The 14,344-nt window shown below is 68.6% G+C and carries 12 protein-coding genes and 1 pseudogene; 5 read left to right on the forward strand and 8 right to left on the reverse strand.

The window, feature by feature from the left end:
* The first annotated feature begins 100 nt into the window (after nt 1-100).
* Complete coding sequence (locus AB0J58_RS24365) at nt 101-1,102, forward strand: tyrosine-type recombinase/integrase (RefSeq protein WP_364219096.1); 1,002 nt, start codon at nt 101-103, stop codon at nt 1,100-1,102.
* 62 nt (nt 1,103-1,164) lie between these two features.
* Here the strand turns inward: AB0J58_RS24365 and AB0J58_RS24370 are convergent, their stop codons facing one another.
* On the reverse strand, nt 1,165-4,323 hold the full coding sequence (locus AB0J58_RS24370; protein WP_364219098.1) for a Tn3 family transposase: 3,159 nt from the start codon (nt 4,321-4,323) through the stop codon (nt 1,165-1,167).
* Between the two features lie 191 nt (nt 4,324-4,514).
* Between AB0J58_RS24370 and AB0J58_RS24375 the strand changes: the two genes are divergently transcribed.
* Together AB0J58_RS24375 and AB0J58_RS24380 are read left to right on the forward strand one after the other, a co-directional pair.
* Entirely contained in the window at nt 4,515-4,850 is a 336-nt protein-coding gene (locus tag AB0J58_RS24375; protein WP_364219101.1) for a hypothetical protein, read from the forward strand.
* Between the two features lie 100 nt (nt 4,851-4,950).
* On the forward strand, nt 4,951-5,682 hold the full coding sequence (locus AB0J58_RS24380; RefSeq protein ID WP_364219103.1) for an HAD family hydrolase: 732 nt from the start codon (nt 4,951-4,953) through the stop codon (nt 5,680-5,682).
* Here the strand turns inward: AB0J58_RS24380 and AB0J58_RS24385 are convergent.
* The 3 genes and pseudogenes from AB0J58_RS24385 to AB0J58_RS24395 all read right to left on the reverse strand — a co-directional run.
* Complete coding sequence (locus AB0J58_RS24385; protein WP_364219106.1) at nt 5,658-6,194, reverse strand: hypothetical protein; 537 nt, start codon at nt 6,192-6,194, stop codon at nt 5,658-5,660. The two genes, AB0J58_RS24380 and AB0J58_RS24385, sit on opposite strands and share 25 nt — an antisense overlap.
* 162 nt (nt 6,195-6,356) lie before the next feature.
* The gene (locus AB0J58_RS24390) at nt 6,357-7,175 is read right to left on the reverse strand and encodes a hypothetical protein (RefSeq protein WP_364219166.1); all 819 of its coding nucleotides are present in this window, start codon (nt 7,173-7,175) and stop codon (nt 6,357-6,359) included.
* Between the two features lie 13 nt (nt 7,176-7,188).
* Nucleotides 7,189-7,371 (reverse strand): annotated as a pseudogene (locus tag AB0J58_RS24395) (RHS repeat-associated core domain-containing protein); the annotation flags it as partial.
* On the opposite strand from AB0J58_RS24395, the gene AB0J58_RS24400 reads away from it, so the two are divergent.
* Nucleotides 7,292-7,888: an ATP-binding protein gene (locus AB0J58_RS24400; RefSeq protein ID WP_364219169.1), complete on the forward strand. Its 597-nt coding sequence runs from the start codon at nt 7,292-7,294 to the stop codon at nt 7,886-7,888. The pseudogene AB0J58_RS24395 and the gene AB0J58_RS24400 sit on opposite strands and share 80 nt — an antisense overlap.
* On the opposite strand, the gene AB0J58_RS24405 is transcribed toward AB0J58_RS24400, so the two are convergent.
* Both AB0J58_RS24405 and AB0J58_RS24410 read right to left on the reverse strand, forming a co-directional pair.
* The gene (locus tag AB0J58_RS24405; RefSeq protein ID WP_364219109.1) at nt 7,854-9,020 is read right to left on the reverse strand and encodes a hypothetical protein; all 1,167 of its coding nucleotides are present in this window, start codon (nt 9,018-9,020) and stop codon (nt 7,854-7,856) included. The two genes, AB0J58_RS24400 and AB0J58_RS24405, sit on opposite strands and share 35 nt — an antisense overlap.
* Nucleotides 9,021-10,185: 1,165 nt before the next feature.
* Nucleotides 10,186-10,707, reverse strand: coding sequence for a hypothetical protein (locus AB0J58_RS24410; protein WP_364219112.1), 522 nt, complete (start codon nt 10,705-10,707; stop codon nt 10,186-10,188).
* Between the two features lie 382 nt (nt 10,708-11,089).
* Here AB0J58_RS24410 and AB0J58_RS24415 point away from each other — a divergent pair, with 382 nt between their 5' ends.
* Nucleotides 11,090-11,413, forward strand: coding sequence for a hypothetical protein (locus AB0J58_RS24415; protein ID WP_364219160.1), 324 nt, complete (start codon nt 11,090-11,092; stop codon nt 11,411-11,413).
* Between the two features lie 27 nt (nt 11,414-11,440).
* Here the strand turns inward: AB0J58_RS24415 and AB0J58_RS24420 are convergent, their stop codons facing one another.
* Entirely contained in the window at nt 11,441-13,894 is a 2,454-nt protein-coding gene (locus tag AB0J58_RS24420) for a hypothetical protein (RefSeq protein ID WP_364219115.1), read from the reverse strand.
* Nucleotides 13,891-14,097: a hypothetical protein gene (locus AB0J58_RS24425; protein ID WP_364219118.1), complete on the reverse strand. Its 207-nt coding sequence runs from the start codon at nt 14,095-14,097 to the stop codon at nt 13,891-13,893. The genes AB0J58_RS24420 and AB0J58_RS24425 overlap by 4 nt, the downstream gene beginning before the upstream one ends.
* Between the last annotated feature and the right edge of the window lie 247 nt (nt 14,098-14,344).

A 14,344-nucleotide genomic window follows, 5' to 3' on the forward strand; every position in this document is an offset into this window, starting at 1 on the left:
CCTGCAATCTCAACCGCAGTTGAGGTCAAACGCCTGGGCGAAGGCGCAACCGATCCTGTCTACTTCCGGAATCAGTCAATTCCGGAAGTAGACTCCAGGAGTGACTTCCGGAAACACAACCCCAGAGATCCCGCAGACTCCCGGATCAGCTTCCGGAAACACCAGGCGGTCGCGAGCCGTAGCGCTTCCCGGTCCATACGCGGCGATCCTCGACGACTACGCCGCCGCGCTGCAGCGCTCACCACTGGCCGACTCCAGCAGGACCAAGTATCACTCCCGGTTGCGCGGCTACCTGGCCTGGCTCACCGACCAGGCCGACGCCGGCGCGCTGGACGGCGATCCGCTCACCGACCCCGTCGCCGCCACCGGCGCGGTGCGCGACTTCCGCCGGCATCTGAAGAACGGCCGCCGCGCCACCAACACCATCGACACCTACCTGTCGGCCATCGACGACTTCTACAGCCGCCGCGGCCTCGGCAAGCCCCAGGCTCGGCGCGAACGCGACTCCCGCCGCACCGCGCCCCGCGCCCTGGACGAACGACGGGCGCGCCGCTATGTCCGCCACGTCCAGCTCACCGCCAGCCCGCGCGACAAGGCTCTGGCGCTGCTGCCCTACTTCGCCGGACTGCGCATCGCCGAGGTCGTCGGCCTCGACCTGGCCGACGTTCGGCTGTCGGCCCGTAAGGGCGAGCTACGCATCCGCGGCAAAGGTCGCGACGGCGGCAAGATCCGCCACCTGCCCGTCCACGCCGACCTCCGCCAGGCCTTGACCGACTGGCTGGACGCTCGTGCCGAATGGACGGGCGCCGGCAGTGCCGCGGTGTTCCTCAACCAGCGCGGCGGCCGCCTGACCGACCGCGCCGCCCGCGACATCATCACCGGCCTCGGCGAGGCCTGCGGCATCAACGATGACCCCACCGAGCCCTTCGGCCCGCACGTCCTGCGCCACACCTTCGCCACCCAGCTCATCCGCGACGGCAAAGACCCCATCCTGGTCGCCGAACTCCTCGGCCACGGCTCTCTGGACACCACCCGCCGGTACGCTCTGCCCACCGAGGCCGACAAGGCTGCCGCTCTGGATGCCCTCATCACAGACCATTAACAGGCGAAGCAGTCGCAATTCGCTACCGCTAATTTCTGCACTCAGCCTCCTCGAAGGCCGATCTACACGCCCTCCTCCTCCACCACCGTGCCCTCGCCGTCGGGCAGGTCGGGGATCTCACCGAGCTGGCGCAGGCCTTCGGCCGGGGCGGATGAGGCGATGGCGTAGCGGCCCAGGACGTTGACATGGGCGTGGCCGAGCGGGCTGAGCCGGGCGACGTCCTCATCCTTGACCGGCACGCCCAGGGCCCGCAGATGGTCAACGGCAGCCGACAGATACTTCGAGTTCCACAGCGCGACCGCATTGACGACCAGACCGAGAGCCGCTAGTTGATCTTCTTGTCCTTCGCGGTAGGCCTGACGGATCTTCCCGCCATTGCCGTGGCAGATCTTGCGGGCGAGCCGGTGCCGCGACTCCTGCACGGTGAGCTGCTTGTTGAGCTTGCGCCGGTAGGTGTCGTCAATCGGGTCCAGGATGGACAGCAGATGCAGGGTCTTGTCGATCCGCCCGTACTCGGCGAACGCCTGCCCCAGCGGGGTCGGGCGGCCGTTCCGGGCGAACATGCGCAGCAGGTCGTAGGCGCGCACCTGGTTGGTCACCAGCGATCCGGCGACGCGGAGCATGTCCGCCCACTGGGTATGGATCTTCTGCCGGTTGATCTTGTTGCGGGCGATCGCCTCCAGCGGCCCATACGCCGGCATGCTCCCGTCGGGCAGCTCAGCGCGCCAGAACCGCTGGTCGCCCAGGTCGGCGAAGCGCGGCGCGAACCGGTAGCCGAGCATCGAGAAGATCCCGAACACCATGTCCGACTCGGAGGCCTGGTCGGTCGTGACGACCTCGGGCTGCGGGCCGGCGTCGATGTTGATCAGGCAGTCCAGGATGTACAGCGAGTCGCGCGGGGTGCCCGGCACGACTACCTGCCCGATCCCCATCACTTGATCGTTTACCGCGTTGAGGAGCGTCAGGCCGCGTTTGTAGCCGAAGTACTTCGGGGAGGGGGCGGCGTTGATCGTCTGAACCGGGACGACGAACCGCAGCCCATCGACCGAGGCCAGCAGCCCGCCGCCCCACAGTTTCACGATCGGCACGCCGCGCTGGGCCTTGATGAGGATCGCGTTGGCCGCGGCGTGGGTTTCGGCACGCACGTAGTTCTGGTCGACGTGCGAGAGCCGACTGCGGGTCAGCGCCTCGTCCCCGTCCTTGATCACCGGGGTGAGGCCGACATTGCAGGCCTTGCTGATCAGCAGCGCCGCCAGCGACCGCGGCAGGTTGGGCATGCGCGTGGAGATGTCGGCCAGATGCACATAGGCATCCAGAAACCCGGTCCAGGAGTGCACCTCCAGCAGCAACTCGGGCAGGTCGATGCGCGACAGCATCGCCTGGCAGGCGCCGCGCAGCCACTTCAGCGACGGTGACTCGCCGAGCGCGCCGAGCTTTTCCACCGACAACCGGGCGTGCCCGTCGGCCGGGGTGACCACCCGCACCAGGGCGTCGTCACCGGCTTCTTCCAGGCGGCCGGCCATCTGCCGCCACGCCGCATCCAGCGCCAGCAGCTTGGCGCCCAGGTGCGCCTGCAGCGGGTCGGTGAGTGACAGGGAGGCGAGCACGTCCTCACTGATCGCCTCCCACGCAGCGCCGTCCAGCAGGTGGGCGCGCGGGTCGGCCCAGCGCAGCGACGGGGCGGCGAACACGTCCCGCACCTGCAGAGCACGAAACAGCCCTTCTAGGACGCACACCACATAGGCATCGCGATCGACCGTCCCCGCCGGCAGGTCGGGGTTGGCGAAGACCGGTCGTTTCCACGCCGCGCTCACCAGCGAGGCGTCGATCTCCTTCGGCAGCAGGGGCTTACGGGAAACGTGCCGGCGCGCCAGCTCCGGCAAGGCGCGCACCGCGGCCAGCACCTTGCTGCCGCCCGCCGCGGCCCCCAGCGCCTTCGACTCGCCCAGCAGCTTCAAGAACGGCCGAACGGTGTTGTACTTGTCCACCAGCGCGGCGCGCAGCGCCGCCTCCGCGGCCCCGTCGTCTTTCGGCACGAGCTCTTCGACCGATTCCAGCGCGGCCAGCACCTGCTCCTTGCTCGCGCCCGCTTCCGCGGCGACCGCCGTCCACAACGCGGCAACGTCCAGATCGGTGTCCGCCTCGGCGACCAGGTCCAGCTGCTCCACCAGCACCCGGCCCGCCCGCGACAGCAGCTTGGAGGCCTTCTCCAGTTTCGGCAGCATCGCCAGCCGCTCGCCCGTCGACTTGCGCCGCGCCGGCGAGATCAATCGGGTGGCCATCAGCAGCGCGAACAGATCCAGCGCGTCGTCGATCGCCTCGGCCTCCAACGACCGGGTCACCCCCAACATCGTGGCCGTCTTGCGCGGCTCGTGGAGTCTGGCCAGCAGCGGCGCCTTGGTGCCCGCCCCGTACTTGGCGAGCGTCTTCATCCGCCGGACCGGTACCTTGTCCACCTGCACCCGCACCAGCCGGAACGCCGCGATGTCGTCCACCCGCTTGAGCGCCTTGGCCATCTCCGTGCCCGACTGCCGCTTGGGCGCCTGCCGCAGCCGCTCCAGCTCCGAGATCCGCGCCCCGGGAGGAACCACCAGCAGCCCCGCCAACGCCTGCGGCAACCCCGCATCGGCGCGCTCCACCTGACGAGCCACCGTCGCATACAGACGCTCATCCGCCCGCTCCCGCACCGAGCCGACCAGCCGCTCCAGCACCGTCACCCCGGGCAGCAGCACCCGATGCCGGCGCAGCCACGCCACCGACTGATCGAACAACGCCGTCGGCCCCTCGGCATGCGCCCACGTCCGCCCGTGCAAGAACGTCAAGAACCGCTTCGACAACACCCGGCCCTCCCACGACTCCCGATCGTCGAAGCCGTGGTAGCCGTAGGCGTCCCGGATCATCCACGCGTGCTCATAGACTGTCTTGGGCCGCTCGCCGTACCGTTTCACCTGCGACGGGTCCCCGATGCCCAACTGTTCGGCCAGGTAGTCCACCACCGGCCACGGCACCTCCAGGGGATCCTCCAGGAACAAGCCTTTGTACCGGACTGTCCCGATTTGGACGGCTACGCCAAGGCGATGTGAATCCTGGCGCGAGCGCCCGATCACTTCCCGGTCGAAGGCGTCCAGGAAGAAGAACTTCTCCATGTCCGGCAGCGACGGCATCTCACCGAACGTCGAATACGCCGTCCTCTGCTCATCAGACAAAAACTCCGCAGGCATGACCGACGACCGTAGGCACGCCACCTAGCGCCCGGTAACAACCGGAAACACGCCACAAGTCCAGATCTTGAACGGAAATGATCAACCGCATGACGACCTGCTGAAGCGGCCAGCTAAGTTACTCACGGGTACCGCCAACGGCTGTCCGCAGGTTCCTCAACCCCGGACCTCCGGCATTCAACCTGCTGCCGATGCTCACCGAGGGCGAGAACATCGTGCTCCCGCTTGAGCTGGACAGGGTGAACAGCCTGTCGGTGATGCTGCTGTTGTTCGCCGGCGTCGTGCTCTTCGTCTCGGTCCTGGTCATCGCGAACACGTTCTCCATGGTCGACGTACACACGGCCACCGGCCTGGTAGGGCTGGCGCTCGCCGCGCTCCTCCTGGTCATCGGGCCGGCCCTGCTCGGAGTGGCGGTGATCCAGGACAGTACGGCGCTCATGCCGGTCGGCGGAGGATCGGTGTTCACCGGCGTATGTCATGACATCCCAGCTCAGGCCAGGTTCGGTGGCTCATCGCAGACTCCTTGACGGCACCCCCGGTTGAAGGATCGACGTGGTCCGCCAGGCCGGACGCCAAGGCGCGCGGCCCTTCTGGCGTCAGGGACCGGCGTCACGAGATGATCATCCTATGGCGGATGTGATTTTCTTCGATCTGGACGGCACCCTGGTCGATCACCGAAGCGCGGTCTTGGAAACGATCGGCCAGATCGTCCAGGCCGCGCCGAACGCGGCGGCCCCACCGGAGGAACTGGTGACGTTGTGGTGGACGCTGGAAGGGCGCCACATGCGGGAATACCTGGCCGGTCAGTGCTCCTTCACCGAGCACCACCGGCGCAGGCTCCGGTCCTTCCTGCCGATGCTCGGCGAGCCGGTCCCTGAAAGTCCCGGCCTTCTGGACGCCTGGATCGCCGAGCGCTACCTCACCGTGTTCGAGGAGTCCTGGCGGTGCTATCCCGATGTCCAGCCCTGCCTGGAGACCCTGAAACGGCTTCCCCGAGGACCGCGTCTGGCCGTTCTCACCAACGGGGACCCCGAGCAGCAGCGTGCCAAGCTCGCCCGCTTCGGCCTCCTGGAATACTTCGAAGCCGTCCTGACCCCGACCGAGCTCGGTACGGCCAAGCCCGTCGCCTACGCCACTGCCTGCCGGTGGATGCGGACGGATCCCGCGCAGGCGGTCAATGTAGGTGACATGCTGGAAAGCGACGTGAACGCGGCCACCCTCGCCGGGCTCACCGGCATCTGGCTGGACCGCGGCATCGACTTCGTCACCGGTGGGCCATCGCCGACGGCGGACGAGACGGTGCTCCGCATCGAACGACTCACCGACCTCTCCGATCACTTATCACGCGCGAACGCCTGACCGGCTCTCACGAATCTCGGCGTGGTCTGCGGTCTTCTCCTCGACGGCCTTGGAGATGCCTCTCTCGGCCTGGAGGAGTCGGCTGATCTGTTCCCGACGAGGCGGACCTCCTTGCTGCCCGCTCGGCCGCTATCGCGTCGTACGGGTCCGGACCCGGCCGCGCCCACAACGCATGATCTCTCCGGCGGCCTCCCGTTCTCGTTCCTCCTCGATGAGCCACACGGGCTTGATCCTCTCCGGGGGCCGGCCCTGCGCCGCCAGATCACGATGATTCCCGGCACGAGTCCCAAGACGAACAGTCCCAGCGCCAGCGGCAGGAGGCGATCGTTCCCGCTGCCGTCGATCTGGACGACGATGGCGCTGAGCCCCCACAGCCCGGTCGCGGCCGCGCCGGGAAGCTGGACGAAGAGCGCGGTCCCGTCAGCGGCCTGGCCCGATCCGCCGAGGTAGGCGTCGACGAGCCTGCGGCGGCGCCTGGCGAAGAAGGAATCCAGGGGGTACGGGTCGGCCATCTCTTCACGATGAACGCCTGACCCGCGAACTGCGCGAGAGACAGGCCGACCAGCAGGACGGTGACGACCGGGAAGCCGATCCCCTCGGCGTCAGGGAGTAGCGCGGCTCGACTCATCGCGTCTCCATGGCCCCCACGTTACGGAGCGGCGCCGGCACGTCGATCACCACCACTTCCTGAGTGCCGCGCCCGCAAGGTATCCACCGAGTGCGGCTCCCGCATACTGACCGACGGCCGAGCCTCCGACCGCGCCGACCGGGCCTCCGAACTCGAATCCGACTCCTTCTCCGATCGAGCCGCCGATATACCCGCCGAGAACCGCTCCACCTCCGCGAATGGAACCACGCGCGATCCTTTCCCAGGTGGACAGGCCATGGTCACCTGAGTCATCGACCCATTGGCTACGGAAACCGTCGGCGAAGGTCAGAGCTCCGCCGACCTTGCCGAGGAAGCGTCCGGCCTTGGCAGCCCGCCCCACTTCTCGGCGCTCTCGGCCGGCCTTGGCGAGCTTTCTGTCGTTCCCTCTCGTGGGTGGCCTCTTCGAGTACTTGTTGAGCTTTTGCAGGTACTTGACGTGCCCGTTGTCGACGATCACGATCCCGAGCCCTTTGAATATCGACTGCCATATGGCGACGTAGCCGGAGGCTCCGGTGAGGCCGTGGCGGCCCGCCGGATTGAGGCCCAGCCCCAGTTGCTGGAGGATGACGGGGAGCTTGGTCTCGTGCTTGGGCTTCGGCCGGTACTTGACCGGCGGCGGGAGCATGCACAAGGTCGGGAACACATCGCACAACGTCCGTGACCCGATGCTGTCTCCGGAGCGCACCGGCTTTCCGCGGCGGGGATAGACCGTGTATCCGTGACCGTTTTTGTTGGGGCGGCGGTCCCCGCCGTCGCCATTGAAGCAGTCGACCCCATCCGGGGTCCTGTAGCACAGTGCCGTCGGCGTCCGCGTTGGTGACGGGGTTGTTGTCGGCGTACGCATAGCCGTTCCAGCTCTGCGGGTCCGAGGTGTCGAAGAGGGGGTCTACGGAGATGAAACGGCCGGTTTCCGGGTCGTATTCGCGGGCGCCGAGGTGGGTCAGGGCGGTGGACCCGTCGATGACGCCGCCGACGAAGCCCTTCTGGCCGGGCCAGTTCGGCTCCGTCCCGGCCACCGCACGCGGGGCGCTCGCCACCATCGCCGACACCGGCAGCGAGGTCATGGCAGAGATGCGGCGGCTCCTGGCGGTCCTGCGGATCGACACCGACGACGGCGACGAGGATGGCGGCTATGACCCGGCACCGGGCCTGGACCGGCTCCACCACCTCGTGGAACGGGTACGCTCCGCCGGCGTCCCGATGGAGATGTCGATCACCGGTGCCGTACGCCCCCTGCCGCCCGGAATCGACCTGTGCGCCTACCGGATCCTTCAGGAATGCCTGACCAACGTGCTCAAACACGCCGGCCCCGCAATGGCGCACGTCTCACTTCACTATGGCGCCGACCTGGAGCTGCGCGTCGGCGACGACGGACGCGGAGCCCCGCCTGCCCCTCAGGGCGGTGGTCCTTCATCTCCGCACGGACAAATCAGCGCTTCGTGGGGCACTGGGGCTCATGACACGTCCCTTACCGGCACCCCGATGCAGGAGTCCGGACGATCACGTCTCGGGCGTCTGGCCCTCATCCTCCATCCCGTGCTCGCAACTCCGCGGTGATCGCGCGTTCCCTGAGCAGGACGGTCTCGGCGCGCAGAGCCTCCAGTTGCTCACGTAGATCTGACAGGCGCATCTGCTCCATGGCCAGCCGCATGCGCGTGTCGTCTCGCTCGGCGAGCGCCTCGGTGGTTTTGGCCGCCGCGCGATCCTGCGCCTCGGCGATTTTCTCGGCGGCACGTTCCTCGGCCTTGGCCAGCCGGCGCACCGTCCGCTTCTCCAGTTCGGCCGCCTGGTTTTCCGCCCGTTCCACCCGCGTCCGTGCCTCGGCCGCTTCGGCCAGAGCCTGGGCACGTGCCGTCGCCGCGGCGTCGGCACGTGCCAGCGCACGGTCCCGCTCGGCCTCCGCGGCCTCGGCCCGCGCCGAGGCCGCGGCGACGGCACGTTCGGCGACGCCCCTGGCGTCCTGGGCGATCCTGCTCTCCTCCAGTGCCCGTTCTCGCTCCGCGTGCGCCTGCTCGGCAAGCTGTCGATCCTGTACGGCCTGCGCTCCGGCCCGGCGAGCCTCGTTCTCGGCGGCCTCCACCCGCTCGGCCATCTCCCGTAGCGCCGCGTCCCTGGCCGCCTCGGCCCGCTGTGCCCTGCGGGTGGCCTCCTGTTCTGCCTGCCTGGCCCGGCGTTCGGTGCTGGCCGCCTCGTGCAGGGCGGCCAGTGCCTGCTCCCTGGCGGTCTCGGCGTCGGCCAGCGCGATGTCACGTTCGGCATTGGCCTCCTCCACCTGAAGCGTCATCGCATCCCGCTCACGCCGGGCGTGCTCGGAGGCCTCGCGCGCCAGCCGTACCTGTTCGAAGGCCTGCTCCCGCTCGGTGCGCGCGATCGCCACCCGGGTGTGCGCCTCGGCCTGTACCGCGCTCACCTTGGCCTCCACTCCCGCGGGGCTCAGCTCCTCGGACAGCACCTGCGCCAGCGGCGCTATCGCCGCGATCATTCCCTTCTCCATGCGCTCGTAGAACTCTTCGGCTCTGGCCAGCGCTCCCTCGAGCCCCGGCGTCGCCCGCCGCATCTCGCGTTCGCGCTTGGCCACCGCCTGGCAGTCTCCCTGGGCGCAGTACGCCCTTGGCCGCCCCCGCCCGGGCTTCTGTTCGATCGGTGTCCCGCAGTGTTTACACGGCGTCACCGCGCCCGACTCTCGCATGCTCTCAGCGTAGCATCTTTGATTTTCCAGAAATTCAAAATCAATAAATGAGATCCGTTGCGTCTCCCCCGCGTGAAGGTAACTACCGGGAATGTAAATTCCCGCAAGTTATCGATCGGTATGGCCGGGCTTTCCAGGGCGCGTGTGTGCAAACCTGCAGCTAGATGTCAGTAGAAATCTGTATGAGGTGTCAGTAGGCAGGTCAGAGGCACTTTTCGGCTGCCGGTGATCACCTGCGGTGATCTTCTCTGAGGCCGCGTCACTTCGGTGGAGGCGCCTGCGGGCTACAAGGTCGGCGTTGCGCGGGATGTGTGGTCGCGCTGGCGGCCGTCGACCTAGCGCCAGGACCATGACCCAGGCGCGGCTTGGCTCAGCGATGACGACCTAGGCAACGGTGGCAGGATGCGCGTTACGTCATCAGCACAGAGCTAAAGGTCGGCGCAGGACAGGCCGGGCGGCACTGACGTCACGTGACGTTTTCGGGACGGCATGACGCGGAGAAAGATGCTCTGACCTGGGAGTTCGTCACCTGCTGTCAGTGGAAATCGTCATCAGGATGTCAGTGACGCCTCCGCCGACGACGGGTGGTCCATCGGCTCGGATGTCCGTCTTTTCACCTGGTCAGGCTCGATACCCGACCCCTTGGGCCGGGGTGAGGCACGGTGTCGGGAGAGGCGTTCTCCTGCGTCGACGGCCGCTGTGACGGGATGGCGTGCGCGTCTCAGGGACGCTCAGAGAAGTCCCCGCGATGCGCAGGGGTCGGCTCGCTCCAGCTCTCGCGTTCGACGACGAGGTCCTCCCTCCAGCCGGCGGCAACGGGTAACACGCGGACCGGTGCAGGTCACAAGCATGTTTTGGCTGGTCTGGCCGATGAAGGCCAAGTGGTGTCGTCCGGTTTTGTTGCGTGGACTACAGGCCGACGCCTCGCATGGCGTTGTCGCGCCAGCGGTCGACGGCGCGGATGTAGCGCAGCACGACCGGGGAGGCGGGGGCCCAGCGGCCGTGCTTGGCGATGACGGAGACGGGGACGCCCGCGGCGTAGGCGACGGTGGCGCCGCCGACGCGCAGGCTGTGCGCGGTGAAGGGGTGCCACCGGTGTGAGCGTGGGCCTCCAGGTCGTGTTCCAGGATGGCGGCATGCGGCGGGAAGGCTCAGAGGTTGTCCCTCATGTCGGTGGTTTCGAGGCTCCCCCAGAGGTGTCGGCGGCGGCGAGGTGGTCGTGTAGGGCCGCGTGGCGGAACTGATAAACGGGACCGACGGCACGCAGCAGCCCCAGGCGGTGGGCGTCGTCAAGGAAGTCCATGACCCGCCAGGGAACCCGGCGTTGGAGGGCTAGCCGGGCCACCGCGATGGTGCAGACCAGCCACGCATGATGCTTGCTCATCACGAACCCGGCCCCGAGCCCGAACGTGAGCCCCAACGCGAGCCAGATCGTGAGCCCGCCCATGAGCTGTTCCCAGTCCCAGCGCCCGGTCGAGAGCCCGATCCTGATCTCGGTCCCGACCAAGGGCCCGACCAAGGGCCCGAACACGAGCCCGCACGCGAGCCCGGCCACGACCAATCGCAGAAGGGTAAGCGCTCTGTCGGCTCGCCAACTGGAGCGGGGTGTGCTGGTCGATGCGAGCGTGGGTTGTTCCGCCCAGGTGATCAGCCCGGATGCCAGCGTGATCCGGGGCTTGAGCAGCAATGGAACGGCCAGTCACGTTAAGGAGCTCGGTGGGCGGCTTTTAACGTGACTGGCCGTTCCGATGCGGCAGGTGGCTGTGGTCGGTCGGTGGGGTTGTCCTCGGCCGCTGCCTTGAGGGTCTTGTGGACGGTGCCGATGGAGACCTTGACCCCGGCGGCGATGGTCCGGATGGACTCCCCGCGCCGCTGGCGGTCGAGGATCGCGGCGCGTTTGTCGTCGTCGACGACCGGACGGCACCCGCCGACCTTGCCCTGGCGGCGGGTGACTCAAGGCCGTCCTTGGTCTTCTTGACGATGTCGCGGCACCGGTCCTCGGCCAGCGCGAGGGCCAGGTTCACCGGGTCCTGGAGATCGGTGCGGGCACCGGCTACAACGCGGCGCTCCTGGACGTCCTCGTCGGCACAGACGGTGCCGTGACCACGATCGACCTCCTGCCCGCCGCGGTCCGGGAGGCCCGCGAGACTCTCCGCCACCGGCCACGGCCTCGTGAAGGTGTTCCTCGAAGACGGCGAGTTCGGCCATCCGGACACCGGCCCCTACGACCGGCCCTGGGGCCCGACCCCGTCGCCGGCCCCTTCCTCGGACCGCCCGCCTGGCACCGCGTCTCCGAACTCTGGCTCGACCCCGAACCGGACGCCGACCTGGCCTTCGAGGCCGACGTCCGCCTCACCGACTATCTCCGGAAACGCAAACCCCTCAGGCGGTGAGCCGCGCCCACCGCACGAGAACGGGCCTCAGGGCGGGCTCTGCGCGGCGGCACCGGCAGGCCGCGTCGTCTTCTTGCCCGGATGCCCCGCCTTCCAGACCGCGTTGTGCTCCGCATCGCGCATCTGAAGGATGTCATCGACGCTCGGCGGCTCGTCGTTCGCCTTTCTGGCCAGCCTTTCCTTCTTCATCTCGGCCTTGGTCTTCTCCTTCTTCTTCGTCTTTCCGGTCGGGTCGGTCGGCGGAGCCGCAGGCGCCTTCTGCGGCACCGAGTTCTTCAGCCTCCTCACGATGTGGTCGAGCCCGGCGATCGTGGTGTCGACCGCTTCGAGGAAGTCCTTCTGCCATTTCGGGGCCGCGGGGCCGGCCAGGTCGGGGGCGACGTTCCTGAGGGAGGTGGCCGCGGCCTGGAGCACGGCGATGGCCGTGCCGGGATTGTCGAGCTCGTCCTGCTTGAGCGCCATGGCGGCCTCCAGCGATTCCTCATCGAAGTTCACGCCCTTGGACGCGGTGGCCCGCTCTCCCTGGCCGTCGCGGTTGCCCGCGTCCACCGTGGCGTAGGGCAGAAGGTTGCGGAAGCTCAGGTATGCCTCGATCGTGTCCTCGGGGGCCTCGGCCTCCAGCGCCGCCCGGGCGGCCTCGAAGATGTCCGTGAGCTGGTCGGCGCTGAGCTGGTCGTTGGGCAGCAGGGGGGCGAGGTCGGTCATCAGCTCGCCCTTGAGATCCTTGATGACCTGCTTGCGCAGGTGGTCGCCGATCCCGGCCTCCCCCTTCTCCTTGAACCACTGCTCGACGGCGGCGCACTCGGTCACCCACGACGTGGTGTGCGACCCCATGCCGGCGATGCCGACGGGAGCGTCGGGCCTGCCCCCGAATTCGAGCTTGCCGTTGCGGATCGCGACGAGGAGGCCGCCGCCGCCGGCCTCGGCGATCCAGCGCGCGTCCACGGCGTATTCGGGCTCGCCGAGTTCGGTGTGGAACTCCTTGACCTTGTCGAGGAAGGCGTCCAGCATCGCCGGCTCCACGGCGAGCCCCGCCTTATCCAGATGCTCCTTGAGCACGTTGACGGCCGAATCCGCCGCGCTGCCACCGAGGAAGCCGGCCTTGGACGCCGCGCCGGGATAGCTGCGGACCACGATCGACTGGAAGTCGTGCAGCAGGTGCGCGAGCATCCGGGCGGGGTCCTCCCGCGTGCGGTCGGGATCCTCCCGCAGGCGGCGGGACTCCTCCGCCATGTCGTCGCCCGTGCTCTTGATGCCGTCCTTGAACGCGCGCAGCTCGTCGGAGAGACCGGGCGTCACTTCGCCCATGATGCCGCGCAGTTTCTTCGTGAGCCCGGTGACCTGGACCCGCATCTGCCACAGCTCGGGGGCACCGCTGCGATCCGGCACCTGTGCCACGGCGCGACCCTCGATCTTGTCCAGCACTCTCGCCAGATCTTGGAGGGAACCGATCGCCACCACCTCCGGCCCGTTCGGCACCCCTGTCGCCCCCTGCCCTGTCCGGGCGGGCAGCGTGATCTTCACCCCTCCGTCGGGGAACGTGAAGTCCTTTTTCTTCGTTCGCCTCGAAGTCTTTCCGTCCGGCCCCTTCACTCCGTCCTCGACGAGGAGGACGTCGACCAGATCCCCCAGACCATCGCCCATGGTCTTCAGGGCATCCAGCTTCTCCGCCGTCTTCTTCGCCCGCTCCGGTGCGACGACGTGCTCCAGGTCGGCCGCACGCACCGCCGCCTCCAGCGAGAACAGCTTCCAGATCTCAGCGCGGAGCACGAAATCGGGACTCTGCGTTCCCAGCGTGACCAGGGAATCCCGCCAGTTGCGGTGCCTTCCGTGGCCGGGATTCTGGGCCTCGACCTCGTCCAGGTTCTCCTCGCTGGCGAATTCCGCGTCCAGCACCGCGGCGCGGGCCTCCCCTTCGCCCGATCCGATCGATCCCCGGTCGCTGCCGGCGCGGACGGTGGCGAACGGCAGGAAGTTCACGTAGGCGAGGTGGTGCCCGACCGCGTCGGCGAGGAGCTTCGCCGCCGCGGCCTGCGCAGCGGACTGGGCCGCGGGGTCGTTCGGCGGCGCTTGCCCGAGGTGCTGCTTCGCTTCTCCGACCAGCCGCTTGACCGTGGCGGCGTAGTGCCCCAAGGCCTTCTCGCGCTTGTCCTGGTCCTCCGGGGCGAGGGTGTCGAACAGCTTGCTGCCTTCTGAGGTGTCGCTGTTCATCCACTCCTGCACGGCGTCCTGCATGGCCGAGAGTTTCTGCAACGCGTCGGGGAGGGATCTGCCGTACAGGGAGGCGTGCACGGAGTCCACCACACTCGCCCACGAACTGGTGTGATCGCCCATGGGGCCGCCGAAGGGCGACGGCGTCCGGGCGCGGCCGAAACGGATGCCCTTGATCACTCCGTCGCCGAGCTTGACGCGCGGAACGAGTTTCACCCTCCGCATGGGCGACAGCCCCGGGTCCTCCTGGATCACGATCCTGCGCTTCACGGGAGCCCCCGCCCCGGCCCCCGTACCCCCGCCACCACCTCTCCCGCCGCCGCCACCCGCGCCCCCGGCACCCGCCCCCGCAGCGCCTCCAGCCCCCGCAGCGCCGCCAGTGCCCGCAGCACTGGCGGCATTTGCCGTGCCCCCAGCACCCGCAGCGACCGCCGCACCCGCAGTACCTGCGGCGCCCACAGCGCCTGCGGCAACCCCGGTACCTGCGGCACCTGTGACCGCGCGACCCGCGAGCGTGCCGTTCGCCGGGGGCCGGGAACCGGCGGCGGGGAGCGTCGGTTTCGAGGCGAGCTGCGGGATCCTCCGTTGCGTGGGGCCGCTCGTCGTCCCGCCGGCCTGTGCCGGGGTGTTCTGCCGCGACGCCGGCGATCCGGACTGGCTTGCGCCGCCGAAGGAACCAAAGGAGGACGTGGAGCTGAGTCGCGGCTTCTTGGCGCTGCT

Origin of the sequence: Streptosporangium sp. NPDC049644, assembly GCF_040675205.1 — a bacterium.
GTDB lineage: Bacteria > Actinomycetota > Actinomycetes > Streptosporangiales > Streptosporangiaceae > Streptosporangium > Streptosporangium fukuiense.